Genomic DNA, 24,869 nt, shown 5'->3' on the forward strand with positions numbered 1-24,869 from the left:
ATATTTTAGCAAGAAGAAGGCCTGAGGGCGCACGCGATGTGGCCGGCGGGGTCTGGACCGGTGAGGGTGATGAGCGATCTGGAGATGCGCGGACAGGATGTGCGGCTTGAGGGCATGTCGATCACCTATCCCAACGGGTTTACCGCCGTGCAGCCGACCGATCTGCATGTGCGCGCGGGGGAGTTCTTCTCCATCCTCGGGCCCTCGGGCTGTGGCAAGACGACCATCCTGCGCGCCGTGTCGGGCTTTGTCGAGCCGAGTGCGGGGCGGGTGCTGATCGGCGGCGTCGATCAGAGCGGGATCGGCCCGAACATCCGCCCCACGGCGCTGATCTTTCAGAACCTGGCATTGTTTCCGCTGATGCCGGTCTGGGAGAACGTGGCCTTCGGGCTGGAAGCGCGCGGCATGAGCAAACGCAAGCGGCGCGAGCGGGCGCAGCAGTTGCTGGATCTGGTGGCGCTTGGCGATCAGTGCGACAAGCTGCCCTCGGAGCTGTCGGGCGGGCAGCGTCAGCGGGTCGCCATCGCCAGGGCGCTGGCGGTGGAGCCTGCGGTGCTGTTGCTGGATGAGCCGCTCTCGGCGCTGGATTTGAAGCTGCGCCAGCACATGCGCGCCGAGCTGCGCGAGATCCAGAAGAAGACCGGCGTCACCTTCATCTATATCACCCATGATCAGGGCGAGGCGCTGACCATGTCGGACCGCATTGCCGTGATGAACGCGGGCGTGGTCGAGCAGATCGGCACCGGGGACGAGATCTATTCGCGTCCCGTTTCGGCTTTTGCTGCGTCCTTCGTGGGCGAGGTCAATGCCTTTCATGGGCGCATCGCGGCGGTTGAGGCGGGGATGGCGCGCATCGACACGGCTGCCGGCTCTCTGCTCGGGCGCAATCCCGGTGGGCTGGGCGTCGGCGCGCCTGCGATCCTGTTCGTGCGGCCTGAGTTGATGGCCTTTGGCGACCATGCGAATGCCTTCAGCGCGGCCCTTGTGCGGCGCGATCTGGAGGGGGCGTTCATCAACTACGCTTTTCGGACGGCGGATGGTCAGTCGTTGACGCTGCACCAGACCAACCACGGCAGCCCGGCCCCGGTCAGCGACACGGCCCGCATCGGCTTTGCCCCCGAGGCGGGTATCATTCTGCCCGAGGGGCCGATGGCGCGCACCGGGCAAGAGCTGGCGGTGCAATGAAAAGCCTGCTGCGCGGATATGGCGTTGGCCTGACGGCGCTGTTCTTTGCCTCGGCTCTGGTCTGGGGGCTGGTGCTGATCATCCTGCCGCAGCTGACGATGCTGGAAAGCGCCGTCACCCCGCCGAAACGCGCGCTCGATTCCTCGATCGCGACGCAGATGTCACGGGATGCGCGCAGCTGCGCCTCTCTTCTGGCGATCGAGGGGGCCAGAACGGCTGACACGGCCGACGGCGGCATGGCGGTGCCGAGCATCGGGAGCATGGCCCTGCCTGCGATCGGCACCGCGCCCAGCGCCGCTGCGCCTGTGCGCCGCTATATCCTGCAATGTGATCGCTCCAACACCCACTGGCGGCTGCTGCGCGACAGCGACGCCGAGGCCGCCTATCTCGACACGACCTACGGGATCGAGACGCTCAGCGTCGACGAGAGCGCCCCACTGCCCGATCAGATCGCCATGGCCGAACGGATCAGCGCCCGGACCCAGCGCCTCGGCGCTGAGCTGATCGCGCAGGAGGCCCAGGCCTTTCCCTATACCCTGGACAACTTCCGCACCCTCGCCGCGCCGCGCCTGATCCCGGCGACACCCGAGCAACAGAGCCTTGAGGATGCCCGCCTGTCGAACCGCCTGCTGGGCGTGATCGGCCTGCGATTTCAGCGCGATGGCCATACCTATGAACGCCTCGGCCTCGTGACGCTGGCCCGCACGCTGAGCTTCGCACTGATGGCCACGGCGCTGGCGCTGCTGCTGTGTTATCCCATCGCCTACAAGGTCGCGCTGGCCACCGCGCCGGATCGCGCGGTCTGGCTGTTCCTCGGCCTCGTCATCCCTTACGCGATTGTCGAGCTGATGCGGATCTACGCCTGGACCACGATCATCGACAATCAGGGGCTGATCAACGGGCTGCTGACCTGGGCGCATGTGATCTCCGAGCCGATCCAGTTCAATCGCTTTCCCGGGACGGTCTTCGTGGTGATCGTCTATACCTATGTGCTGTTCATGGTCTTCCCGATCTACAACGTCATGACGACGCTCGACCGCAACCAGATCGAGGCGGCGCGCGATCTTGGTGCTGCGAGCTGGCGGGTGCACTGGCGGGTGATCATGCCGCACGCCAAGCCCGGCATCGCCGTCGGCTGCATCGCCACCTTCATGCTGAGCGCGGGGGCGTTTTCTGTGCCCCGGATCATTTCGCGCGGGCTGCAGGCAGAATGGTTCAGCCAGACGATCTACAACAAGTTCTTCGAGAGCGCGAATTCCAACGTCGGCGCCGCCTATTCCTTTGGCTACACGCTGATCTGCTTCGGGCTGGTGGCACTGTTCATGTGGTTGATGCGCACCCGCCTGAAAGACTTCGCGAGGGTGCAATGAGAGCCTCAGCCCAAGCCGCGTGCGCCTCGACCCGCAAGGGGCGCTCGGCCCCCGCCACATCCCGCGCTGCGGTCTGTGCACCGCGCCTTGCACCCGGTGGAGCAAACCGATGACGTCTCACCGCCTGCTCTCCACCTATACTTGGGCCTTCCTGATCTTCATGTTCGCGCCGCTCGTGCTGATGGTGCTGTCGTCGTTCAACGACGCCTCGCCGCCCACCGTCACCGAATGGCACGGGCTGACCGGCAAATGGTACGCCTTCTTCTGGATGTCGGACGACGCCCTGCGCGCCGATCCGGTGCTGCGCGCGCTGGATCGGGGCCGCCTTGTCGCCTGCATGGGCAACTCGCTGCGCGTCGCAGCTGTCGTGGTGCCGCTGTCGCTGCTGCTCGGCCTCGCCGGCGCGGTCCTGCTGACCCGCTGGCGCACCCGCGCCAATGGCGTCCTGTGGTGGGTGCTGCTGTCGCCCATGCTGGCGCCGGGCGTGGTGCTCGGCCTCTCGGCGCTGGTCTTCTGGGGCCGCCTCGGCGTCAATGCAGGCCTTGTCACCATCATCATGGCGCAGGTCACCTTCATCGCCGGCTACCCGATGCTGATCCTGATGGCCCGCCTGCAACGCCAGCCCATCGAGCTTGAGGAAGCCGCCCTCGACCTCGGCGCGACGCCGTTGCATGTCTTTCGCCGCCTGACCCTGCCCTACCTCGCACCAGCGCTGATCTCCGCTGGGGTCATCGCCCTGATGGCCAGCCTCGAGAATTACAACACCACCATGTTCGCCAAGGGCGGCGCCTGTACGCTGGCAACCGAAATCGGCGCCATGGGGCGCAACCCCAACGGCCACCCGCCAGTGATCAACGCCATCGGGACGGTGATCATCGCGGTGACGGTGCTGGCCGCCCTTGCCCATACCTTTCTGTTGTCGCGCGAAAAGAAAGCGTCATAAAGACCCCATGACGCACCCCCAGATCATCGCCCGCTGCCATCCCGCGCTTGAGGCGCTGCTGCCCAAACCGACAGCCGCCCGCGCCGCCCTGCCCGACTGGCTGCGCGCCATGCCGTCCGAGGCTCCGGCCGAAACACTAAACGGCGACCCGGTGCGCACCCTGAAACACTGCCCGCCCTTCCTCGACGCGCTCTCGCTCGGCATACTGATCCCACTCGCCACCGACCTGCACTTCGACAAGGGCGCCGTCAGCTGGGACTGGGATCCACCCGCCCTGCCCGACACGCTGATCTCACGCTCGCCCATCGCCCTGCATCTCCCCGAACAGGCCACAGGTGCGCCCTACCCGCTCGCCGTCAACTCGATCCTGAAGTTCCTCAACTTCTGGACGCTGGAGGCGCCCTCCGGCACGTCTCTGCTCTTCACCCACCCCCTGAACCGCGAGGAACTCCCCTTCCGCACCCTCTCAGGCGTCGTCGACTGCGACCTGTTCCGCGATGGCTACGTCCACTTCCCTGCGCTCTGGCTCGACCGCGACTTCACCGGGACCCTGCCCGCCGGGACCCCCATCGCCCAGGTCATCCCCCTGCCCCGCAGTGCCCCCCCCGAGCTCACCGTTACCACGATGACCGAAGCCCAGATCACCGCCAACCGCGCCCTGCAAACCGACCTCGCCACCACCCCCGGCACCTACCGCAAACGCTTCCGCCACTAGCCGCACCCGGGCTCTCTCATCTTGCCCTAAATACTTCGGGGGAGGCGCCCGCGCCGGGGGCAGAGCCCCCTGCCGACCTCACAAATCCAACGACAACCGCCCCTTGGACGCCCGCGTCACAGCCCTCAGCGCCTCGGCCCGCTCAGGCCATCGCCACAGCGCCACCTGCAGCGCCGCCGCCTCAGGCAGTCGCAACTCCGCCGCCGCCCGGTAGAGCATGCCATCCACTTCGACGTCCCGCCCTTCTAGCGGCTGCAACACCTCGCGCACCTGCCCGAAGGCGCCAAGGCGCAATGCGATCCGGCCAAGATTGACCCGCGCATCGGCGTCCCCAGGCACCAACGCCACCGCCCGCGCAAAGGCCGCCCCGGCACCCGGCAAATCGCTTAGCTCAAGCGCCACACGCCCCAGCTCGAACCAGGCCTTCGCATGGGACGCATCGCGCACCAGCGCCCGCCGCAGCCAGAGCCGCGCCGGCACCCACTTGCCCTGCTCCATCATGACGCGCCCCAGATTATACAGCACAGGCGCCTCTGCCTTGCCGCCCTTCGCGGCACGCATCAGCACCCGCTCTGCCAGCGGCCAGTCACCACGCGCCAGCGCGTCGCTCAGCGGATCGGTCTTTCCCATGGCAAAGTCTTGCTCTGCCCCCTTGCGAAGTTCAAGCCTGTCATGAAACCATCACCAAACGCGCCTACCCCGCAAAGACACCCCCCTGATCGGAGACCCCATGCGCCTTTCCGCCTTCGCCCAACCCGGCCAGTTCTACCGTGGCAACCTGCACACCCACTCCACCCTCTCGGACGGGGTGCTTGAGCCTGCCGAGGTCTGCCGCCGCTACCGGGCCGAAGGCTATGACTTCCTCGCCCTCACCGATCACTTCGTCGGCCAGTTTGGCTATCCCATCGCCGATACCCTGCCCTTCCGCACCGAGGGCTTCACCACACTCCTCGGCGCCGAGCTGCACTCGGGTGCCCTGGCGAACGGAGAGCTCTGGCATATCCTCGCCGTCGGCCTGCCCAGTGATTTCACGCCCTCCAACTCCCCTGGCTTCCAGCCGGTCGCGGATCAGGAAACCGGCCCCGAAATCGCCGCCCGCGCCCGCGCCGCCGGGGCCTTCGTCGCCGTCGCGCACCCGCAATGGTCCGGCCTGACCCTGGCCGATGCCCGCAGCATCGAGGCCGCCCATGCGGTCGAGATCTACAACAACGGCTGCGCCATGGGCTGCGACCGGGGCGACGGCTTCTCCATCGCCGACCTGCTGCTCTCGGAGGGGCGCGACCTCTCCGTCATCGCCACCGATGACGCGCATTTCTACGAACCCGACCACTTCGGCGGCTGGGTCATGGTCAAGGCCGAAGCCAACGCGCCCGACGCCCTGCTCAGCGCCCTCAAAGCGGGCGATTTCTATTCCTCCCAAGGCCCCGAAATCCGCGACATCACCCTCACCGACACCGACGTCACCGTCGAGAGTTCCGCCGCGCATATCGTCATGGTGCAGGGCCATGGCTCGGCCTGCGTCACGGTGGTCGGCGCCTCGATGACGCGCACCACGGTGCCGCTCGCGCGGCTCGCCAAATCGCCCTGGCTCCGCGTCACCGTGATGGACCATGCGGGCAAGAAAGCCTGGTCGAACCCGCATCGCCGCTGACCCCACCCCGCCTCTTTCCCCGACTCCGCAGGCCCACTAGGCTGACCGGGGAAGGAGGCCCGACCATGAGCCAAGCGCAAAGCCACCTCGCCACGCACGAGGTCACCAACCAGCCCAGCCCCCGCGGCGACATCGACCTCTGGCAGAGCGACCTGCCGCTGCGCGAGGCGATCAGGCACAACCACGGCGACCCGACGGCCCTCGCGCCCTACGGCGCAGAGCTGGGCACGGCGCACACGCGTGAAGACGGCGCCCTTGCCAACCGACACACTCCGGACCTGCACCTCTTTGATCGGGCCGGACGGCGGTTGGATGAGGTGCACTTTCACCCCAGCTACCACGCGATGATGCACAGGAGCACCGCCGCTGGCTACAGCGCCATCCCCTGGGTGCCGGGCACCACCGGCGGCCATGTCACCCACGCCGCCATGGTCTACCTCGCCTCGCAGGTCGAGCCGGGCCACTGCTGCCCCCTGACGATGAGCTATGCCGCCACTCCCGCGCTTGCCGCCAACCCCGACCTCGCCGCGCTCTGGCAGCCCAAATTGCACGCCCGCGTCTACGACCCCTCGATCCGCCCCGTGGCAAAGAAGGACGGCGCCACCCTCGGCATGGCGATGACCGAGAAACAGGGCGGCTCGGACGTGCGCGCCAATGCAACCACCGCCACCCGCGACGGCGAGACCTACCGCCTGACCGGGCACAAGTGGTTCTGCTCTGCCCCGATGTCCGACGGCTTTCTGACGCTGGCGCAGGCACCTGAGGGGCTGACCTGCTTCCTCGTGCCCCGCTGGTTGGAGGGGGCGCGCAACACCCTCCGCATCCAGCGCCTGAAGGACAAGCTCGGCAATCGCTCCAATGCCTCGGCCGAGATCGAGTTCGACCAGACCTTCGCCCAGCGGCTCGGGGACGAGGGGCGCGGCGTGCAGACCATCATCCAGATGGTGCACCACACCCGCCTCGACACGGCGATGGCCCCCGCCGGCCTGATGCGCGCGGCGTTGGCCGAGGCGCACCACTGGGCGAGTCACCGCAGCGCCTTCCAGAAACGCCTGATCGACCAGCCGCTGATGCGCGCCGTCCTCGCCGACCTCGCGCTAGATGTCGAAGCCGCCCTCGCCCTCGGCCTGCGCACCGCCCGCGCCTTTGATGGCACGACCGAGGCGGACCGCGCCTTCGCCCGCATTGCCGTGGCGCTGGCGAAATTCCACAATAACAAGCGCGCGCCTGTGGTCACCTACGAGGCGATGGAAGCCCTCGGCGGCATGGGATATGTCGAGGACACGCCGATGCCCCTGCTCTACCGTGAAGCCCCGCTGAACGGCATATGGGAGGGCTCGGGCAACGTCATCTGCCTCGACATCCTGCGCACCCTTGCGCGGGATCCACTTGCCGCCGAAACCCTGCGCGCTGAACTCACCGCAGCCCTCGGCACCGATCCCCGCTATGACGCCGCGCTCAAGGCCCACAGCGCCCGCTGGCCCGGCCTGCCCCCCGAGGCCGAGGCCCGCTGGTTCGCCGAGCGCACGGCGCTGCTGCTGCAAGCCGCGCTGCTGATCCGCCACGCGCCGCCCGCCGTGTCGGATGCCTTCACGGCGACCCGCCTTGCGGGCGAAGCCGGTCGCATAACCGGCGCCATGGCAGGCAGCGACGTGACCGCGATCCTCGCCCGCATCGCGCCCGACGCGGCGGGCTGACCCGCGGCGAGCGGCCCCGTTGCGGCCCCGGTCATCGGCCTGCAGGCCGAAAATGACACCGTTCAGATACCGTTCAAATACCGACGGGATACCGACATCGAAATCTGACCCCTTCCGGCCCCGTCCCGCCCAGAAACGAAAACGCGCCCGGCACTGCCGGACGCGTCCTCAAAGCGCTCAGTGATCGGTGTCAGATCTTGCCGATCGAGAAGAACATCGTCTCGCCCGAGTGGTCATCCACCCCGTCATTGTCGGTCGAGACATAGGCCGTCCCATCCTCCATGATCGCCAGACCCTCAACCTTATCAAGCACATAGCCACCAGTCGACAGCAGGTCGGGGATCAGGTCGCGCACCTCTTCCTTCGAGACGACAGGCAGATCGTCGCCCAAGGGTGCCGGCACCATCTCCGAGGCGGGGATACGGTAGATCTTCTTGATCTGCGCCGCTTCGCCGATCTGGTTATCGCGTTCAATCACATAGACATTTTCGCCATGCGCCACGATCTCAGACAGACCCGTCCAGCCTTTTTCCGGCTCGGCCTTCTCGTAAAGAACCGCGCCCCAGATTTTTTTCTCAGGGTTGTAAGCCATCAGTTTCACATGGTTTTTCGCGTCATCGCCCCATTCGCGCTGCACCGCCATCCACAGCGTATCGCCAATGCGCGTCACGCCTTCAAAGCCAAAGCGCGTCTGATTGGCCAGCAGCGCCTCAGGCAGCATGACCTCCTCGACAATCGCGCCAGTCGCATCCGTATGGTAGAGCGCATGCGCCACACCCTTCTCGGCATTGCCCTCAGACGCCAGCCAGAAGCCGCCCTGACCGTCCAGCGTTATGCCTTCCAGATCAAGACCTTCCGCCGGTTTGCCATCACGGCTGACACGAATGACCTGATCGATTTTCGCAGGTTTTTCAGCTGGGTTGATCCGCACAATCGTCGGCTGCGCGCTGTAAAAACTGTCGCTGACCGCCCAGATATGCGCCCCATCCGCCACCATGCCGGAGTTCGCACCCCAGCCCACCGGCTTGCCATCTTCCAGCAGACCGGCAGAGGTCAGCATCGGATAGCTCGCAGGACCCTCGGTATATTCAAAGATCATGACATGCGCGCGCACACCACCGTCCTCGACCAGATCGGCTTCGTTGGCCGAAACCAACAGGTTACGCGACGGGATGGCAATGTAGCCCTCCGGTGCAATCCCCGACGGCAGCAGCTGTTTCAGCACCGGCGCAGTGGGATCGGTCACGTCATAGACCCCCACAACCGAGGCGCGCTCGGCCCCGACGAAGACCATCGGCGTGCCGCCAAAAGTGCCGACTTCGATGGATTCAGGCTCAACGCCCTTCTTGCCTGAGCGTTTGTCCGGATAGTGCCCGATCTCTGCAATCGCGTACTCGAAGGAGGTGCCGCTGTCATAGACCAGCTCGCCGGTCTTGGAGAAAATCGACCAGCCGCGCGTGCCACCGTCCATGTCCCCCTCGTTGGCCATGGCGAAGTGCTCGTCATCGATCCAGCCAATCGCATCCGGCTCGCGCGGAACATCGGTGATGCTGCCGGTGAAAGTGATCGCGCCGTCCTTCTCGGTATCGACACCGTCCAGCGACACCCGTCCAGCCGAGAAGTTCGACAGGATCTCGCCGTCCTTCGACACCACGACGATGTGGTTATTTTCCTGAAGCGTGACAACGGTTTCGCCGAGAGAGTTGATGTCGACGAACTCGGGCTCAGGATCTTCGGGCGCGATCTCGGTCAGGCCGGTCAGAGCGACGTGCTTGATGCTGGCACAATCGGCCATCGCATCGGCGACACCCAAGATCACCAGATCACCGGCGGGCATCTGCCCGACACGACCATCGCCGAGCTCCTCGTCCCGCTCGTTCTCGATGGCGACCGAGATGAAGCTGCCGTCCTTGGCCACGGCGACACTGTCAGGCTGACCGCCTAGATCGCAGGTGGAAGTGATGGTCTTGGAGGCGATGTCGACCGTCACCAGCTTGCCCGAGGGCTTGGTGTAGCTCTCCGACGTGTTGACGCCGACATAGGCCGTCTGGCCGATGATACCGACGCTGGTCGGCTCGCCACCCATGTCGATATTGCCCAAGGGCTTGGGCGCGCGCGGATCGGTGATGTCGACCAACCCGACAACGCCCAGCGGGCTGTCGGTATAGACCAGAGTCATACCGTCTTCGGTGGCATAAATGATCTCAGCCGAAGTGGGGCGGCTGGTGTCTTCGCCTTCCGCCATGTTCAGCGGCGTGGCAAAGCTGGCGATGCGATTGAAATTCATCTCGGCGCTCGCCATGCCAGCCTGCAGGGCCAGAAGCGATGTCAGCGCGGTGGCGCGAATAATCATGGTTTTCCCCATTTGGATCTATGGGGGACAGGTGCCGCACTCCTGCAACTCTAATGTGACGAAGAGGGCACAGTTTTACGACAAGCGCCAGCGCAAGGCCTCAGATGGCCTCCTGCGTTGCGGCCTCGCCCAGCAGCGTGCCCTCAGCGTTCAGATCCGCCATGACGCCCATCAGTTTGGACAAAGTGCGATAGAGCGTGCGGCGCTCCGTGGCGGAGAGTTTCTCAAGCAGGAATTTCTGCCGCGCACGCCCCACGCGGATCACATCGCGGCCCACGTTCTGGCCTTCCTCGGTCAGCTCGAAAATCGCGCGACGGGCATCTTTGGGGTCATCGCCCTTGCAGATATAGCCCCGTTCGGCCAGCGCGGCGGCGGCCCGGCTGATCTGCGCCCCATCCAGCAACAGCGTCTCGCAGATCTCGCCGTAGGATTGCGGACCACTGTTGACAAGACGCGCCAGCACCCGCCCTTCGGCCAGGGTCAGCCCGAAATGCCGAGAGAAATACTTGGAAATGTTGCGATTGAATTCGCCCGAAAGCATCCCGATCCGGTAGGTCAGATAGTCCTCGTGCGGCATGTCCTCGTAGGTGGAATCAGCCGCAGTATCGTCGAGGAAGGCAGGCATCTGCCAGTAGGGTTGGCTCTTGGGCGGCATCTGGGTCTTTTCCTTTGAACGGAACTGCCCAAGGCTATGGCGAAGTCATTGACATGTCAAACAATCTTGACAATCCCTGACCCCGCCCCGCTGTCATTGCCCGCAGGGCGGGCAATCTCGCTTCGGCCGAGGGAGGGCCGTTGGCATCTGGGTGCTTTAAGCCTCTATTTGGCCTACTCTTCATCCGGTTTCAAGCGGGATGACCCAATGTCGCAACCCTCGGCAAAGCGGCGTCGGTTTGCCTGCTTTGCCTCACGCCCGCAGCCGCGCCAGAACCGGCAGGCGCAGCGCCGCCACGGCCGGCAGTAGCGCCAACACCATGGCGACCAGAACAAAGCCTGCGACCAGATTCAGCTCGGCCCAGCCAAAGGTCGCGGGCACGGCAATGCCGGTGCGCGCCGAGAGGATCCGGCTCAGCCCCCATGTCGCCAGTACGCCTCCGCCAAGGCCCAGCACCGCCCCGGCCCCCAGCAAGACGCCCGAGAACGCCCAGACCACCGCCATCAGATAACGCCCCGGCGCCCCGAGCGCGCGCAGCAGGGCCAGATGGCGCGCGAACAGCCGGGTCAGGATGAACAGGCCAACCAGCACGCTGGCCGCCACCAGCGCTTGCGAGACCAGCGCCATCAGCGACATCGCCGCGCGCAGATCCCCCATGATGCCGTAGAGCTGCGACAGAACCGCGCCGGGAAAGAATGCCATCGTCTCGCGGTCGCGGGTGAACTGCGACCGCAGGGCATAGCTGGCAGCAAGGCTGTCGGCCTTGATCACAATGGCCGGCGTGCCGGGAAAATGCGCCGGATCGAACGGCGGGCCGAGCTTTTCAGGCCCGTGTTCGTGTTCGGCCTCATGCGCATGATCGTGGTCTGCGTCATGGCCATCCGCCAGACCATGCACGCCCCAGACCGCCTCGATCGGGACGACAACGGCGTTGTCCCAGGGCGTTCCAGTCAGCGGCATGCGACCGACCACAACGAAGTCCACATCATGGGCGTCGTGGTCCGCGCCATCGCCAACCCCATGCGCTGGCTCAAAAGTTTCACCAATGGCAAGTGGCACCAAGGCGCCGACCACGGCCTCATGCTCGGCCTCAAACATGTGCCCCTCTGGCGGACCTTTCGCAAGGTGCGTCACCAGATCCGCCGTCGTGCCCACCACAGGAGAGGCGCCGACAGAATCACCAAAGGCCAGCGGGGCCGCCAGCGCGACATGCGCGGCCCCCGCGACCGCAGCGTAGGTGGTGCCGTCCAGCAAGGGCGCGTCCGTCGGCTGCAGATAGACCGAGGCGAGCATCATCGTCACCTCGCTGCCCGGTGCCGTCACCACGATGTCAAAGCCGTCCGCCGCGCGGGCCGTGCCGATGCGCAGGCCACGTTCCTGCGCGATCAGCCCGACCCCCATGGCGACCGAGACGGCAACCACAACGACAAAGATCGCGGCCGTCCAGCGAAACCGCCCCAGCATCGCGCCAACCAGCGACCAAGGTGCATAGCCGCGCAGCAGCACAGCGCCCAGCACGCCGATCGGCAAAAGCAGCGCGACGAAGATCAGCGCGTCCTGCGTGTTCGGTGTCAGATCAGCCCAGCTCACGCGAAGTCCCCTTGAAATCATTGACCAAAGCGCCGTGCGCCATGGTGAGAACGCGGTCCATTCGGGCCAGCAGGTTCGGGTCATGACTGACCACGATCAGCGTGCGCCCGGCATCGCGCGCCTCGGCCAGCAGCAGATCGGTCAGCCGCTCGGCATTGGCGCTGTCGAGGCTCGCCGTCGGCTCATCCGCCAGCAGGATCGACGGGCGATGTGCCAGAGCACGGGCGACGGCGACGCGCTGACGCTCGCCTCCGGAGAAGTGGGACACGTCGCGGGCAGCCTCGGGCAGCGAGAGCGCAGAGAGACGGCGCGCCGCCTCAAGGCGCAGGGCGCGGCGTACCGCACGCGGGCGGAACCCGGCGACCACGGTGGCATTGGCCAGAGCGCCCAACTCTTCAAACAACAGATGATCCTGAAAAATCAGACCGATATGGCGGGCACGAAAGGCTGCACGCGCGGTGGCTGAAAGGCTCCCCAGATCGGTATCGCCCCACAGGACCGACCCACGCATCTGCGGTGCCAGCCCGGCCAACGCGAACAGCAGAGAGGATTTGCCCGCGCCGCTCGGTCCGCTGAGGCCAATCGCTTCGCCGGGGGCGACGTCCAGCCGGGGCACGGCGGCCAGAACGGAACCGCTCTCGGACAGCACGGTGAGGTCGCGCAGCTTCAGGGCGCGCTTATCCATAGGTGGCATCCACCACCCGCACCATGCTGAGAAAACCTGTCTCGGGATCAACGAAACGGCCCAGTTCAAGACGGCCCGTGGCCTCGATCCTGACGTTGAAGGGGTGCACGTCCAATCGACGCCGGATGTAGACTGCCAGAATGTCATCGGGCCACTCTGCCTCGCTCTCGCAGAACGGACAGACAGCCATAGGGCGTTGAGTCATCACGAAAAAAGCGGCGTCGGCTTTCAGCGGTGGGGCCATGAAACCCTCGAACCGCACCCGCTGACCATCGAGCGCGCGGGCCCGTTCAGTAAAGGCGCCGCCCTTTTCATAGAGGTCGCGCGGCTTCATCGCCTCGGCCCGTTCGGCCATCACGCGGCTTGCCAGCGGCACCGCCAGCGCGGCCAGAACCAGATTTCGACGTGTCAGCATGACCGTTCTCCTGCCCAGTAGAACAGGCGAAGGGCCCCGGTGTCCGAGGCCCCTGCCCTTGGTTTTTCGCGGTGCCTTATTCGGCAGTGACGGCGTAATCCATCACGTGGAAGATGACGTTCTGCTCGATCGTGCCGTCGAACAGATGCGCCCAGGGGCCCTTGGCATAGAGCGCGACATCGACGCCCGAGTGGGTTTCCGAGGATTTGGGGATCAGAGATTGCTGAACGTAGTCAATGTCCTGCGCCTCTTCCTGGGTGATTTCCGGGCGCCCTTCGGGGGCAGTGAACTTGCCGTCCGCCTGTTCGACCATGACCGAGCCGACACCGTTCAGGTAGCCAACGACGGTGTAGGGTTTGCCGTCATCGCCCAGCACCAGATCGTCGGAGTGCATGATGCCGGTTTGCGCAACGTCATAGCACAGACCGTCGATCGGGGTGCCACGACCGCAGTAGCCGTTCATGGCAATCGCGTGCTCGTGGTCGGCAGTGACGATGATCAGCGTATCGGCATCATCAGTCAGCTCATCGGCCAGGGCGACGGCGTCCGAGAAGGCCTTGCCGTCGATCATGGCGCGCTTGGCGTTGGTGTCATGGTTGGCGTGATCGACCCGGCCCGCTTCGATCTCAAGGTAGAAACCGTTTTCATTTTGACCAAGGTAATCAATGGCTTTGCGTGTCATGTCGGCCAGCGAAGGCTCGGTCTCGGGGCGGTCGGCTTCGTAGGAGGCATGGCTGTCGGTCCACATGCCGAGGATCGGTTTGTCGTTGGTCGTGGCGTCGAGACCGGCCTTGTCGGAGACGTACTGGATGCCGTTCGACTGGGCCATTTCGACTAGGTTCACGCCGTCGGGGCGATGACCTTCGCCGCCGTTCGGGGTCGCGGTGCCTTTGGGCACGAAGTAACGCGCGCCGCCGCCGAGGGCGATGTCGACGACGCCAGTTTCAAGCGCATTGACCAGCTGGCTGGCGATGTCGGTCTGGGCCGAGCAATCGGCGGGCACTTCGTCTTCCCAGTTGCGGTTGGCGGTCTTGGCGTAGACGGCGGCGGGCGTGGCGTGTGTCAGACGGGCGGTGGTGATCGCGCCGACGGACTTGCCCGCATCGCTCATCATCTCGGAGAACAGCGTCAACTCGTTGCCGGCGACGGTCGAGCAATCGTCGTGGATCGCGTTTTCGCCGAGGTTGATCAGGTTGAAGCGCTGCTTCACGCCGGTGTTCATCGCGCCGGCAGTCGGGGCGGAGTCGGGCGTTTGTGCGTTGATATTATAGGTTTTTACCAGCGCGAGGTTGGGGAAAGCCTCTTGCGGCTGAACGTAGTCGTCGCCCATGCCACCCTCTTGCTGACCGGCCCAGAGGCGGTTCATGTAGTTCGAGGCGACGCCGTTGCCGTCGGCGATGAACAGGATGACGTTCTTGGCGCGACCGGTGTTGGGCTGGCGGTTCAGCTTTTCCTGAAGCGCGGCCTGACCATCGGTGAACCACTGGCTGGAGGCCTGCGGAAGGTCTTGCGCGAAGGCGGCGGTGGCGCTGGCAAGCGCCAGAACGGATGCGGTGAGCAGTTTCATGGGAATCCCCGGAGTTGTATTTGCCTGTTGCGGATAGCCGGGCCGAAAAACGTATTCGTGACAGAGATGTGAAGCTATTGTGACAGCCACTGATCCGGGGAAAGGGCGGCCTGCCAAGAGGCGCTAAAACCGCGAAATCGGGATGTCGGTATCCCGTCGGTATTTGAACGGTATCTGAACGGTGCGAAATCGCGGCGCGGCGGTAGGCGCTTCCGGCGCGCTGGTGGCCCTGTGACGCCGCTCAGCGCATGTTTGCAAAGTTGCGGGTGTCTGTTTGCAAAGCCGCGCTACCAGTCGGTGGCGAGGGTCCCCTGCACCGGCGTGTTGCGCGCCACGACGCGGCCTTTGGACACCACGGCGAGGCGTGGGGGCCGGGTGCGGATCGCCTCGATCGGATCGGCAGCATCGACGACGATAAGGCTCGCGACGCGGCCCTTTTCCAGACCGTAGTCGAGGCCCATGATCGCGGCGCTGCTGGTCGTGACCATCTCGTAACAGCTGCGCATCTGGTCGGGGCTGGAGAGCTGGGCGACGTGCAGCCCCATGAAGGCCACGTCGAGCATGTCTCCGGTGCCCAGCGGGTACCACGGGTCGCGCATCGAATCCTGACCGAAGCCGACGGGGATGCCATGGGCCAGCATCTCGGGGACGCGGGTCATGCCGCGGCGCTTGGGATAGGTCTCCATCCGGCCCTGCAGCATGATATTGGCCAGTGGGTTGGGAATGGCGGCCACCCCGGCCTCGGCAATCAGCGGCAGCAGCTTCGAGACGTAGTAATTGTCCATAGAGTGCATGGAGGTCAGGTGAGAGCCGGCGACGCGCCCCTGCAGACCGCAGCGCAGGGTCTCGGCGGCCAGCGTCTCGATATGGCGCGACATCGGGTCGTCGGTCTCGTCACAGTGCAGATCGACCATCAGGCCGCGATCGGCCGCCAGCTCGCAGGCGGCGCGCACCGAGTCCGCCCCGGCCTGCATGGTGCGTTCAAAATGCGGGATACCGCCCACCACATCGACGCCCATGTCGAGGGCGCGGATCAGGTTCGCCTCGGCCCCCGCACTGCGATACCAGCCGTCCTGCGGGAAGGCGACAAGCTGCAGGTCGATGACGTCTTTGACGCGCTCGCGCACCTCCAGCAGGCCCTGCACCCCGACAAGGCCCGCATGGGTGACATCGACATGAGAGCGGATCGCCAGCAGCCCCTTGGAGACGGCGAGCGAGCAGTATTGCAGCGCGCGCTCAACCACGGCATCGACCGTCAGCATCTCGCGCAGCTCGCCCCAGAGGGCGATGCCCTCCAACAAGGTGCCGGAGGCGTTGATGCGGGGGATGCCATAGCTGAGGGTCGCGTCCATGTGAAAATGCGGATCGACGAAGGGGGTGGAGACGAGCTTGCCCGTGGCGTCGATCACCTCGCCCGCGTCGGCGGTGATATGGGGGGCGATGTCGGCGATGGTCTGGCCGGTGATGGCGATGTCGGTGACGCGGCCGTCGGGCAGCGTGCCGCCGCGGATGATCAGATCAAAGCTCATGCGTGGTCTCCCTTGGATGTGTTCATCCTTGCGCGGGGCGGCGGGGAAAGCCACGTTTTTGTGCAGCGTTGTTTGGCACGCAGACCGGGGTATCCCGGAAACAGCGACAGAAAATGCGACGCGAAAGGGCGTCAGATGCTGGCATGGCTTGACGTGGCTTCGCTTCGGTGGTGGCTGGAGGGATGAGCGAACATACGCCACCGCCGCCGCCGCGCGGTTTTCCCGAAGCTGAGTATCATGGCCGCCTGATGCGGGCGCAGGCGCTGATGGCGCGCGCCGGGCTGGCCGCGCTGCTGCTGAGCACCGAGGCCGAGGTGCGCTATTTCACCGGCTATCTGACGCGGTTTTGGGAAAGCCCGACGCGGGCGTGGTATCTGGTGTTGCCGGTGGACGGTGATCCGGTGGCCGTGATCCCCGAGATCGGCGCCCATCTGATGCGCCAGAGCTGGCTGAGCGACATTCGCACCTTTGCAGCCCCCGCCCCCGGCGCGCCCGGGCTGGATCTGCTGGCCGAGACCCTGGAAGAGCTGACCCCAAAGGGCAGCCGCATCGGCGTGCCCTCGGGGCCCGAGACGCAGCTGCGGATGCCGCTGGCGGACTGGGCGACGCTGCGCGGGCGGGTCGCACGGGCGTTTCGCGATGACGCCAATATCGTGGCGGTGCTGCGCCGGGTGAAATCCGCGCCCGAGATCGCCAAGATCGCTCAGGCCTGCGCCATTGCCGGGCGCGCGTTCGACCGGGTGCCCGAGATGGCCCGCGCCGGTGTCCCGCTGGAGGAGGTGTTCCGCCGCTTTCAGATGCTGTGTCTTGAGGCGGGCGCGGACTGCGTGCCCTACATTGCGGGGGCGGCAGGTGCGGCAGGCTATGGCGATGTCATCTCGCCCGCGACGGGGCTGCCGCTGGCGCGGGGTGATGTGCTGATGCTGGACACGGGGGCGGTTTTCGACGGCTATTTCTGTGATTTCGACCGCAATTTCAGTGTCGGGCCGCCGGAGGCTGCGGTTGCCAGCGCCCATGCCCGGCTGATCGAGGCGACGCAGGTGGGCTTTGCCGCCGCCCGCCCCGGTGCCACGCACGCCGATCTGTACCGCGCCATGGCGGGCGTGCTGGGTCAGCGACCTGCGGGGCGGCTGGGGCATGGCCTGGGGATGCAGCTGACCGAAGGCCCCTCCGTCGTGCCTTGGGAAGATGCGCCGCTGGTGCCCGGCATGGTGCTGACGCTTGAGCCTTGCCTCGACCTCGGCTCCGGGCGCATCATGGTGCATGAGGAAGACATCGCTCTCACCGAGACGGGGGCGGTCTGGCTGAGCCAGGCCAGCCCCGCCGAGATCCGCGTATTGGAGCCTGCATGACCCGCCTGCCCTATGATCTGACCATCGAGAAGCCGCGCAAGATCGGCCTGATCGTGCTGCAGGCGGATGAAACCATCGAGCTGGAGTTCCGCCGCATCTTTCCGCCCGAGGCCGAGCTGTTCGTCAGCCGCATCCCCTCTGGCGCGGATCTGACGCAGGAGAGCATTGGCGAGATGGCCCATGACCTCAGCGATGCGGCGCGGCTGCTGCCGCAACCGGCGACGATGCGGGGCGTGTACTTTGGCCTCGACGCGATTGGCTATGGCTGCACCTCGGCCTCGGCGGTGCTGGGCACGGCGAACATCGGGCGGCTGATCCTGGACGGGGCGCTGACGCAATATGTCACCGAACCGGTGTCGGCACTGATCACGGCCTGCCGGCGGATGGACGTGCAGCGCATGGGCATCCTGTCGCCCTATACCGCCGGAATCTCGGCCCGGTTGCGCAGTGTGCTGAGCGCCGCCGGGATCGAGACCCCGGCCTTTGGCTCGTTTGAGGAAACGAGCGAGGCGCGGGTGGCGCGGATCTCGGCCCAGTCGGTGTATGAGGGGGCGCTGGCGGTTGCGGCGCAGGCCCCGCAGGATGCGCCGCTGCAGGGGCTGTTCCTGTCCTGCACCAATCTGCGCACGCTGGATGTGATCCCGGCGCTGGAAGATCGCCTTGGTATTCCGGTGTTTTCGTCCAATCAGGTGCTGGCCTGGGATCTGCTGTGGCATACGCAGCGCAGTGGCGAACCGGCCACTTTCTCGATCCCCGGGCGTCTGGGCGAGACCTCGGCAACGCGCCCCTGATCGCAGCAGCGGAAGCTGGCCGACGGGGGCCGCACGCGGGGCACGCCCCGGAACATCTGCCTGTTGCGGTTCGTTGGTCTTGAGGTTTCCGCAATGGAGGATGCGACAATGACCCGGACGGACGATGACAAGACCATTATCCCCACCGACGTGCAGCGGCGCGATGGCGGGACGATCAACCAGTCGGCGCAGCAGATCGACCCCGCAGGACGCCACCGCCAGGACGTCAACGCCAATGTGCAGGGCGAGCACAACACCAAGCAGCCCGGCAACCTTGGAGAGGACGACAAGAAGGTCCGCGACGCCGGACCGAAAGAGATGAGGAACCCACCCGGCAAGTGGGACAAGACCGACGAGGAAGGCGACGAATCCTTTCCCGCCAGTGATCCACCGGCGAACTACTGACCTGCGTGCAGCAGAGGGGGCTTCGGCCTCCTCTTTCGTTTCGGAGCTTTAGGTGCAAGAGCGACCGCACTCACGCCGTCAGGGGCTGCGCGGCGGGGCGACACTGGCGCGTTTGATCAGCTCGACCTCGATCACCTCGGAGGGGCCGGAGAGGCTGTTGGCGGCGATCATGTCGATCAGCAGTTCCGCTGAGCGCAGGCCGATGATGGTGCGCGGCTGGCGGATCGTGGTCAGGCCCGGTGTCAGGTGCTGCGCCACCTCGATATTGTCGAAGCCGACGATCGAGACATCGCCGGGCACCGACAGCCCGGCGCGGTGCACGGCCCCCATGAAACCGATGGCCATCTCGTCCGAGGCGCAGAACAGCGCCGTGGGGCGATCTGGCAGCGCCATCCAGCGGCGGGCGGCGGCGGCCCCGGAGTCCATGGAAAAGTCGCCCTCCAGGATCCAGTCGGGCCGCGCGACAAGGCCGAGGTCGGCCAGCGCCGTGGTAAAGCCCGCCAGCCGTTCGCTGGTCAGCACGTTTTCGGGCGGCCCGGAGAGAAAGCCGATGGCGCGGTGTCCGGCCTGCGCCAGATGCCCCACGGCGAGGGCCGCGCCGTGGCGGTTGTCGACGGTGACGCTGGGCAGATCGTCCTCCATCCACTCCGAGACCAGCAGCACAGGCGGGCGGCCCGGCACGTTCAGGCGGTCGCGTGAAAAGGTGCCGTCAAACAGGATCAGCCCGTCGGCATTGCCCGAGGTGAGGTGATAGCTGAGGCGCTCTTCGGGGTCGCTGCCGGTTTGCGTGTCGGCCACCAGCAGGCCCAGCCCCGCCTCGGTCAGCACCGCCGACATGCCCGCGAAGATCTGCGAGAAGAACGGGTTGGCAAGGTTCGGCACCAGCGCAATCACGCTGCCGGTGCGCTGACGGCGCAGATTCGCGGCCTGCGTGTTGATCCGGTATCCGGTGTCGGCCACGGCCTGCAAAACCGCGTCCCGCGTCGCGGGCGCAACCACTGAGGGTTTCGACAAGGTGCGGCTTACGGTTGCGGTTGAGACCCCTGCGATGCGCGCAACATCTTGGATTGTCGCTATTTTTCGATCCATTCAGGAGTCCCTTTTTGGCCGCACATTGCCCCGTGAGCTAACTGTTGTAAACGATTGCACCTTGTGTAGACTGCGACGTAATCGATTACACGGCGGATTTATGGGCAAGGCAAGCGCAGATCCATCCGCCGTTGCGTAGACTTGACGACGCATGGGGGGGAAATCATGCAGACTTTGAAGGGCCCAGCCCTGTTCCTGGCGCAATTCGCCGGGGACGCCGCTCCGTTTGACACCTGGGAGGGCATTTGCCGCTGGGCCGCCGATTGCGGCTATGCCGGTGTGCAGGTCCCGAGCTGGGAAGGACGGCTGTTCGATCTGGAGCGCGCGGCCTCCAGCAAGGGCTATTGCGACGACTGGAAAGGTCAGGCGGCGGATTTGGGCATCGAGGTGACCGAGCTCGCCTGCCATTTGCAGGGTCAGCTGGTCGCGGTGCACCCGGCCTATGACGCGGCGTTCGACGGTTTCGCGGCGCCTGAGGTGCGCGGCAACCCGGCGGCGCGGCAGGCCTGGGCGGTGGATCAGGTGGAAAAGACCATCCGCGCCTCCGCCAACCTCGGCCTGACGGCGGTGGGGACGTTTTCGGGCGCCCTCGCCTGGCCCTATATCTATCCTTGGCCGCAGCGCCCCGCCGGTCTGGTGGAAGCGGCGTTTGACGAGTTGGCGAAACGCTGGCGTCCGCTGCTGGATCTGGCCGACGAGAACGGCATCGACCTCTGCTATGAGATCCACCCCGGCGAGGATCTGCACGACGGCATCAGCTTCGAGATGTTCCTCGATCGCGTCGACCAGCACGCCCGCGCCAAGATGCTCTATGACCCGAGCCATTATGTGCTGCAGTGCCTCGATTACCTCGACAACCTCGACATCTATGCCGAGCGGATCGGGATGTTCCACGTCAAGGATGCCGAGTTCAATCCGACAGGGCGTCAGGGGGTCTATGGCGGCTTCCAGTCCTGGGTCAATCGCGCCGGTCGGTTCCGCAGCCTTGGCGATGGTCAGGTGGATTTCGGGGCCGTCTTCTCCAAGCTGACGGCGATGGATTTCGGCGGTTGGGCCGTGGTCGAGTGGGAATGCGCGCTCAAGCACCCCGAGGATGGGGCACGCGAAGGGGCGGCCTTCGTGCGCGATCACATCATCCGCGTGACGCCGCATGCCTTTGACGATTTCGCCGATGGGGGCACCGATGAGGCCGCCATTCGCAAGATGCTGGGGTTGGGGCAATGAGCCGGTTTGACGGGCGCAGCGGCCCCATACGCCTTGGTATGGTTGGCGGTGGTCAGGGCGCGATGATCGGGTCGGTGCACCGCATCGCCGCGCGGTTGGATGGCGACTATACGCTGGTGGCGGGGGCGCTGTCGTCGACCCCCGAACGGGCGCAGGCCTCGGGGCGGGAACTGGGCTTGGCGGAGGATCGGATCTATGACGATTTCACCGCCATGGCGATCCGCGAGGCGCGGCTGAAGGACGGGATCGAAGCCGTCGCGATTGTCACGCCGAACCACATGCACCTGCCCGCGGCGCGTGAATTCCTGAAACGCGGCATCCATGTGATCTGCGACAAGCCGATGACCAGCACGCTGGCGGATGCCAAGAAACTGCAGGCAGCGGCCGAGAAATCCGACGCGCTGTTCGTGTTGACGCATACCTATTCCGGCTATCCGATGGTGCGCGAGGCGCAGGCCCGCATCAAGGCCGGAGAGCTGGGCGAGATCCGTCTGGTGCAGGTGGAGTATGCGCAGGACTGGCTGGCCGAGGCCCCTGCCCCCGACAACAAGCAGGCCGCTTGGCGCACTGATCCGGCGCGCAGCGGCGTCGGCGGCGCGACGGCGGATATCGGCACCCATGCCTGGCATCTGGCGCGCTTCATGACCGGGCTGGTGCCGGAGAAAATCTCGGCCGATCTGCAGAGCTTTGTGCCGGGGCGTGCCCTGGACGACAACGCCCATGTGATGATGCGGTTCGAGGGCGGCGCGCGTGGCACGCTCTGGTGCAGTCAGGTCGCGGCGGGGCAGGAGAATTCCCTGCGTATCCGTGTCTACGGCACCAAGGCCGGGCTGGAGTGGGAACAGGAGCATCCCAACCATCTTGCGATCACGCCGCTGGGCGGGGCGCGCACGATCCTAAGCCGGGGGCTGGCGCAGAACGGTGCGGCGGCGTCGCGGATGACGCGGGTGCCACCGGGCCATCCGGAGGGGTACTTCGAGGCCTTCGCCAACCTCTACCGTGAGGCGGCGACGGCGATCCGGGCGCATCGCACCGGGGCCGAGGTGCCGGGCGACGTGATCTTCCCCTCCATCGCCGACGGGGTCGAGGGGGTCGCCTTTGTCGAGGCCTGCGTGCGCTCGTCCTCGCGGGATGGAAAATGGGTGAGCTTGTGAGCCCAGTTCTGGAAGGCCGTGGCATCATTCGCCGGTTCGGCCCGATTCAGGTGCTGCATGGCGTCGATTTTGCCCTGAATGCGGGCGAAGTTCATGCTCTGATCGGCGAGAATGGCGCGGGCAAATCGACGATGATGAAAATCCTCGGCGGCTACCTCGCGCCGTCGGAGGGCGAGTTGTTGCTGGACGGCACGCCGGTGCGCTTTGCCGATCAGCGGCAGGCCGAGGCGGCAGGCATCCTGATGATCCATCAGGAGTTCAATCTGGCGCTGCAGCTGAGCGTCGAGGAGAATATCTTTCTGGGGCGGGAGCTGCGGCGTGGCCCCTTCCTCGACAAGGCGGCGATGCAGGATGCGGCGCGCGATCTGCTGGCGCGGCTGGATTGCCATGTCGATCCGCGCACCCGCATCCGCGATCTGTCGGTGCCGAACCGGCAGATGGTGGAGATCGCCCGTGCGCTTGGTCGTCAGGCCCGCGTGCTGATCATGGACGAGCCGACGGCGGTGCTGACCAACCGCGAGACGGACACCCTGCTGACCCAGATCGACCGGCTGCGCGAGAGCGGCACGGCGATCCTTTATACCTCGCACAAACTGGACGAGATCCGCCGCATTGCCGACCGGGTGACGGTGCTGCGCGATGGCACGCAGGTGCTGAGCCGGGAGGCCGAGGGCTTTAGCGAGGACCAGATGGCCGAGGCGATGGTGGGGCGCGAGCTGAGCGATCTGTTCCCCGCCAAGGCGATCCCTCAGGACGAGGTCGTGCTGGAGGTCGAGGGGCTGAGCGTGCCGGGACGGGTGCGCGATGCGTCCTTCACCCTGCGGCGCGGCGAGGTTCTGGGCTTTGCCGGGCTGGTCGGCGCGGGACGCACCGAGCTGATGGAGGGCATCGTCGGCCTGCGTGCCGCAACTGGTCAGGTGCGGGTGATGGGCAAGCCGCTCAAGCCCGGCTCGGTTCTGGCGGCGCGTGAGGCCGGGTTGGTGTACCTGACCGAGGATCGCAAGGAAAAGGGTCTGCTGCTGGGCAAGGACCTGACGCAGAACCTGACGCTGCTGGCGCTCGACAGGTTCGGGCGGCTGCGGATCGACAAGGCGGGAGAGGACCGCGCGCTGAGCACGGCGATCAAGGAGTTCGACATTCGCGTCAATGACCGTGCGATGCTGGCGGGCAGCCTGTCGGGGGCAACCAGCAAAAGCTACTGCTGGCCAAGACCATGCTGGCGGAGCCCGAGATCGTCATCATCGACGAGCCGACGCGCGGCATCGACATCGGCACCAAACAACAGATTTACGAGTTCATCGCCGCCCTCGCCGCCGCTGGCAAGAGCGTGATCGTCGTGTCGTCCGAACTGCCCGAGGTCATCGGGCTGGCGTCACGGGTCATCGTCATGGGGCGCGGCCATATCGCCGGGGAACTCTCCGGCGCCGAGATCACCGAAGATGCAATCCTGCGGCGCGCCATGGGCGTCGCCGACGACAGGAAGGAAATATCCGCATGAGCGACACTATACAGACCAAGGCCCCTGCCCCGCGCCGCCGGTTGAACCTGCATGTGCTGGGGCCGGTGCTGGCGCTGATCGCGCTGATCGCGCTCGGGGCGTCGCTGAACTCCAACTTCCTCAGCTATGGCAACGTGACCAACGTTCTGGCGCGGTCGTCCTTCATCGGGATCATCGCCGTGGGCATGACCTTTGTCATCACTGCCGGGGGGATTGACCTGTCGGTCGGCTCGATGGCGGCCTTTGTCGCCGGGGTGATGATCATGTCGATGAATGCGCTGGTGCCGGTGCTGGGCATCGGCGTGGCGCTGGTGCTGGCGGGCATGGGGGTGGCGCTGATTGCCGGCCTCGCCGCGGGGCTGCTGAACGGGGTGCTGATCGCCAAGGTCCGGATCGAGGCGTTTATCGTCACGCTGGGGGCCATGGGTGTCTATCGCAGCCTTGTCACCTGGCTGGCGGATGGCGGCACGCTGTCGCTGAACTTCGATGCGCGCAGCTTTTATCGCCCCGTGTATTACGACGGCATTCTGGGGGTCACATGGCCGATCATCGTCTTTGCCGTGGTCGCTATCCTCGGCGAGCTGGTGATGCGGCACACCCCGTTCGGGCGCCATTGCGCGGCACTTGGCGCCAATGAGCAGGTCGCGCGCTATTCCGCCATCAAGGTCGACCGGCTGCGCATGGCGACTTACGTGGTGCTCGGCGTCCTCGTCGGGCTTGCGACGATCATGTATGTGCCGCGCCTCGGTTCGGCGTCGGGGTCGACCGGCGTGCTGTGGGAGCTGGAGGCGATTGCGGCCGTGATCATCGGCGGCACCGTCCTGAAAGGCGGCTATGGCCGGGTCTGGGGCACCGTCGTGGGTGTGCTGATCCTGAGCCTCATCGACAATATTCTCAACCTCGCCTCGATCGTCTCGCCGTATCTGAACGGCGCGATCCAGGGCGTGATTGTGGTTCTTGCTGTCGTCTTGCAGCGAGAGGGAAAGTCCACCGACTAGGTG

21 protein-coding genes and 1 pseudogene are annotated in these 24,869 nt (G+C 65.9%); 13 read left to right on the plus strand and 9 right to left on the minus strand.

Annotated features, from left to right (window positions below; all coding sequences use genetic code 11):
* Positions 1-69: 69 nt before the first annotated feature.
* The 4 genes from F3W81_RS08980 (at position 70) to F3W81_RS08995 (ending at position 4,213) form a co-directional block, all read left to right on the plus strand.
* Entirely contained in the window at positions 70-1,185 is a 1,116-nt protein-coding gene (locus F3W81_RS08980; RefSeq protein ID WP_407692467.1) for an ABC transporter ATP-binding protein, read from the plus strand.
* Positions 1,182-2,555, plus strand: coding sequence for an ABC transporter permease (locus F3W81_RS08985; protein ID WP_193083251.1), 1,374 nt, complete (start codon positions 1,182-1,184; stop codon positions 2,553-2,555). The genes F3W81_RS08980 and F3W81_RS08985 overlap by 4 nt, the downstream gene beginning before the upstream one ends.
* A 109-nt stretch (positions 2,556-2,664) precedes the next feature.
* Complete coding sequence (locus F3W81_RS08990) at positions 2,665-3,498, plus strand: ABC transporter permease (RefSeq protein ID WP_193083252.1); 834 nt, start codon at positions 2,665-2,667, stop codon at positions 3,496-3,498.
* A 7-nt stretch (positions 3,499-3,505) separates the two neighbouring features.
* Positions 3,506-4,213, plus strand: coding sequence for a hypothetical protein (locus F3W81_RS08995; RefSeq protein ID WP_193083253.1), 708 nt, complete (start codon positions 3,506-3,508; stop codon positions 4,211-4,213).
* A gap of 78 nt (positions 4,214-4,291) precedes the next feature.
* Here the strand turns inward: F3W81_RS08995 and F3W81_RS09000 are convergent, their stop codons facing one another.
* On the minus strand, positions 4,292-4,843 hold the full coding sequence (locus F3W81_RS09000; RefSeq protein WP_193083254.1) for a tetratricopeptide repeat protein: 552 nt from the start codon (positions 4,841-4,843) through the stop codon (positions 4,292-4,294).
* A gap of 100 nt (positions 4,844-4,943) precedes the next feature.
* Here F3W81_RS09000 and F3W81_RS09005 point away from each other — a divergent pair, with 100 nt between their 5' ends.
* Together F3W81_RS09005 and F3W81_RS09010 are read left to right on the plus strand one after the other, a co-directional pair.
* On the plus strand, positions 4,944-5,864 hold the full coding sequence (locus F3W81_RS09005; protein WP_193083255.1) for a PHP domain-containing protein: 921 nt from the start codon (positions 4,944-4,946) through the stop codon (positions 5,862-5,864).
* Between the two features lie 65 nt (positions 5,865-5,929).
* Positions 5,930-7,561 carry an acyl-CoA dehydrogenase family protein gene (locus tag F3W81_RS09010; protein ID WP_193083256.1) on the plus strand — a complete coding sequence of 544 codons (1,632 nt, stop codon included), beginning with the start codon at positions 5,930-5,932 and terminating at the stop codon, positions 7,559-7,561.
* A gap of 190 nt (positions 7,562-7,751) precedes the next feature.
* Here F3W81_RS09010 and F3W81_RS09015 read toward each other — a convergent pair whose 3' ends face one another.
* From F3W81_RS09015 to F3W81_RS09045, 7 genes are all read right to left on the minus strand, one after another.
* Complete coding sequence (locus tag F3W81_RS09015; protein WP_193083257.1) at positions 7,752-9,914, minus strand: esterase-like activity of phytase family protein; 2,163 nt, start codon at positions 9,912-9,914, stop codon at positions 7,752-7,754.
* A 100-nt stretch (positions 9,915-10,014) separates the two neighbouring features.
* Positions 10,015-10,569 (minus strand): MarR family winged helix-turn-helix transcriptional regulator, encoded by a 555-nt coding sequence (locus tag F3W81_RS09020; RefSeq protein ID WP_193083258.1) that lies wholly within the window; start codon positions 10,567-10,569, stop codon positions 10,015-10,017.
* A gap of 252 nt (positions 10,570-10,821) precedes the next feature.
* Entirely contained in the window at positions 10,822-12,159 is a 1,338-nt protein-coding gene (locus F3W81_RS09025; RefSeq protein WP_226941925.1) for an ABC transporter permease family protein, read from the minus strand.
* Positions 12,146-12,844: an ABC transporter ATP-binding protein gene (locus F3W81_RS09030; RefSeq protein ID WP_193083260.1), complete on the minus strand. Its 699-nt coding sequence runs from the start codon at positions 12,842-12,844 to the stop codon at positions 12,146-12,148. Before F3W81_RS09030 ends, F3W81_RS09025 begins: the two co-directional genes overlap by 14 nt.
* Positions 12,837-13,259, minus strand: coding sequence for a hypothetical protein (locus tag F3W81_RS09035; protein WP_193083261.1), 423 nt, complete (start codon positions 13,257-13,259; stop codon positions 12,837-12,839). Before F3W81_RS09035 ends, F3W81_RS09030 begins: the two co-directional genes overlap by 8 nt.
* Before the next feature lie 76 nt (positions 13,260-13,335).
* A complete protein-coding gene (locus F3W81_RS09040) occupies positions 13,336-14,826 on the minus strand; it encodes an alkaline phosphatase (protein WP_193083262.1) in 1,491 nt (496 codons plus the stop codon).
* Positions 14,827-15,113: 287 nt separating this feature from the next.
* Entirely contained in the window at positions 15,114-16,355 is a 1,242-nt protein-coding gene (locus F3W81_RS09045) for a cytosine deaminase (protein WP_193083263.1), read from the minus strand.
* A 182-nt stretch (positions 16,356-16,537) separates the two neighbouring features.
* Here F3W81_RS09045 and F3W81_RS09050 point away from each other — a divergent pair, with 182 nt between their 5' ends.
* From F3W81_RS09050 to F3W81_RS09060, 3 genes are all read left to right on the plus strand, one after another.
* A complete protein-coding gene (locus tag F3W81_RS09050) occupies positions 16,538-17,707 on the plus strand; it encodes a M24 family metallopeptidase (RefSeq protein WP_193083264.1) in 1,170 nt (389 codons plus the stop codon).
* Entirely contained in the window at positions 17,704-18,498 is a 795-nt protein-coding gene (locus F3W81_RS09055; protein WP_193083265.1) for a maleate cis-trans isomerase family protein, read from the plus strand. The genes F3W81_RS09050 and F3W81_RS09055 overlap by 4 nt, the downstream gene beginning before the upstream one ends.
* A 108-nt stretch (positions 18,499-18,606) precedes the next feature.
* On the plus strand, positions 18,607-18,903 hold the full coding sequence (locus F3W81_RS09060) for a hypothetical protein (protein ID WP_193083266.1): 297 nt from the start codon (positions 18,607-18,609) through the stop codon (positions 18,901-18,903).
* Positions 18,904-18,981: 78 nt separating this feature from the next.
* Here F3W81_RS09060 and F3W81_RS09065 read toward each other — a convergent pair whose 3' ends face one another.
* A complete protein-coding gene (locus F3W81_RS09065; protein ID WP_193083267.1) occupies positions 18,982-19,992 on the minus strand; it encodes a LacI family DNA-binding transcriptional regulator in 1,011 nt (336 codons plus the stop codon).
* 165 nt (positions 19,993-20,157) lie between these two features.
* On the opposite strand from F3W81_RS09065, the gene F3W81_RS09070 reads away from it, so the two are divergent.
* The 4 genes and pseudogenes from F3W81_RS09070 to F3W81_RS09085 all read left to right on the plus strand — a co-directional run bounded on the left by F3W81_RS09070 (position 20,158) and on the right by F3W81_RS09085 (position 24,866).
* Positions 20,158-21,216, plus strand: a complete 1,059-nt coding sequence (locus tag F3W81_RS09070; RefSeq protein WP_193083268.1) for a sugar phosphate isomerase/epimerase family protein — start codon at positions 20,158-20,160, stop codon at positions 21,214-21,216.
* Positions 21,213-22,370, plus strand: a complete 1,158-nt coding sequence (locus tag F3W81_RS09075; RefSeq protein ID WP_193083269.1) for a Gfo/Idh/MocA family protein — start codon at positions 21,213-21,215, stop codon at positions 22,368-22,370. The genes F3W81_RS09070 and F3W81_RS09075 overlap by 4 nt, the downstream gene beginning before the upstream one ends.
* Positions 22,355-23,868, plus strand: a pseudogene (locus tag F3W81_RS09080) (sugar ABC transporter ATP-binding protein). Before F3W81_RS09075 ends, F3W81_RS09080 begins: the two are co-directional and overlap by 16 nt.
* Positions 23,865-24,866, plus strand: a complete 1,002-nt coding sequence (locus F3W81_RS09085) for an ABC transporter permease (protein ID WP_193083270.1) — start codon at positions 23,865-23,867, stop codon at positions 24,864-24,866. Before F3W81_RS09080 ends, F3W81_RS09085 begins: the two are co-directional and overlap by 4 nt.
* The last annotated feature ends 3 nt before the right edge of the window (positions 24,867-24,869 follow it).

The sequence above is a fragment of the Pseudooceanicola spongiae genome, from assembly GCF_014899185.1.
GTDB classification, from domain to species: domain Bacteria; phylum Pseudomonadota; class Alphaproteobacteria; order Rhodobacterales; family Rhodobacteraceae; genus Pseudooceanicola; species Pseudooceanicola spongiae.

Coding starts and splice junctions, on each gene's coding strand:
- F3W81_RS09005 (WP_193083255.1), top strand. CDS start 4,944: ATGCGCCTTTCCGCCTTCGCCCAACCCGGCCAGTTCTACCGTGGCAAC.
- F3W81_RS09040 (WP_193083262.1), bottom strand. CDS start 14,826: ATGAAACTGCTCACCGCATCCGTTCTGGCGCTTGCCAGCGCCACCGCC.
- F3W81_RS08995 (WP_193083253.1), top strand. CDS start 3,506: ATGACGCACCCCCAGATCATCGCCCGCTGCCATCCCGCGCTTGAGGCG.
- F3W81_RS08990 (WP_193083252.1), top strand. CDS start 2,665: ATGACGTCTCACCGCCTGCTCTCCACCTATACTTGGGCCTTCCTGATC.
- F3W81_RS09050 (WP_193083264.1), top strand. CDS start 16,538: ATGAGCGAACATACGCCACCGCCGCCGCCGCGCGGTTTTCCCGAAGCT.
- F3W81_RS09010 (WP_193083256.1), top strand. CDS start 5,930: ATGAGCCAAGCGCAAAGCCACCTCGCCACGCACGAGGTCACCAACCAG.
- F3W81_RS09075 (WP_193083269.1), top strand. CDS start 21,213: ATGAGCCGGTTTGACGGGCGCAGCGGCCCCATACGCCTTGGTATGGTT.
- F3W81_RS09070 (WP_193083268.1), top strand. CDS start 20,158: ATGCAGACTTTGAAGGGCCCAGCCCTGTTCCTGGCGCAATTCGCCGGG.
- F3W81_RS09000 (WP_193083254.1), bottom strand. CDS start 4,843: ATGGGAAAGACCGATCCGCTGAGCGACGCGCTGGCGCGTGGTGACTGG.
- F3W81_RS09020 (WP_193083258.1), bottom strand. CDS start 10,569: ATGCCGCCCAAGAGCCAACCCTACTGGCAGATGCCTGCCTTCCTCGAC.
- F3W81_RS09015 (WP_193083257.1), bottom strand. CDS start 9,914: ATGATTATTCGCGCCACCGCGCTGACATCGCTTCTGGCCCTGCAGGCT.
- F3W81_RS09085 (WP_193083270.1), top strand. CDS start 23,865: ATGAGCGACACTATACAGACCAAGGCCCCTGCCCCGCGCCGCCGGTTG.
- F3W81_RS09060 (WP_193083266.1), top strand. CDS start 18,607: ATGACCCGGACGGACGATGACAAGACCATTATCCCCACCGACGTGCAG.
- F3W81_RS08980 (WP_407692467.1), top strand. CDS start 70: ATGAGCGATCTGGAGATGCGCGGACAGGATGTGCGGCTTGAGGGCATG.
- F3W81_RS09055 (WP_193083265.1), top strand. CDS start 17,704: ATGACCCGCCTGCCCTATGATCTGACCATCGAGAAGCCGCGCAAGATC.
- F3W81_RS09030 (WP_193083260.1), bottom strand. CDS start 12,844: ATGGATAAGCGCGCCCTGAAGCTGCGCGACCTCACCGTGCTGTCCGAG.
- F3W81_RS09065 (WP_193083267.1), bottom strand. CDS start 19,992: ATGGATCGAAAAATAGCGACAATCCAAGATGTTGCGCGCATCGCAGGG.
- F3W81_RS08985 (WP_193083251.1), top strand. CDS start 1,182: ATGAAAAGCCTGCTGCGCGGATATGGCGTTGGCCTGACGGCGCTGTTC.
- F3W81_RS09045 (WP_193083263.1), bottom strand. CDS start 16,355: ATGAGCTTTGATCTGATCATCCGCGGCGGCACGCTGCCCGACGGCCGC.
- F3W81_RS09035 (WP_193083261.1), bottom strand. CDS start 13,259: ATGCTGACACGTCGAAATCTGGTTCTGGCCGCGCTGGCGGTGCCGCTG.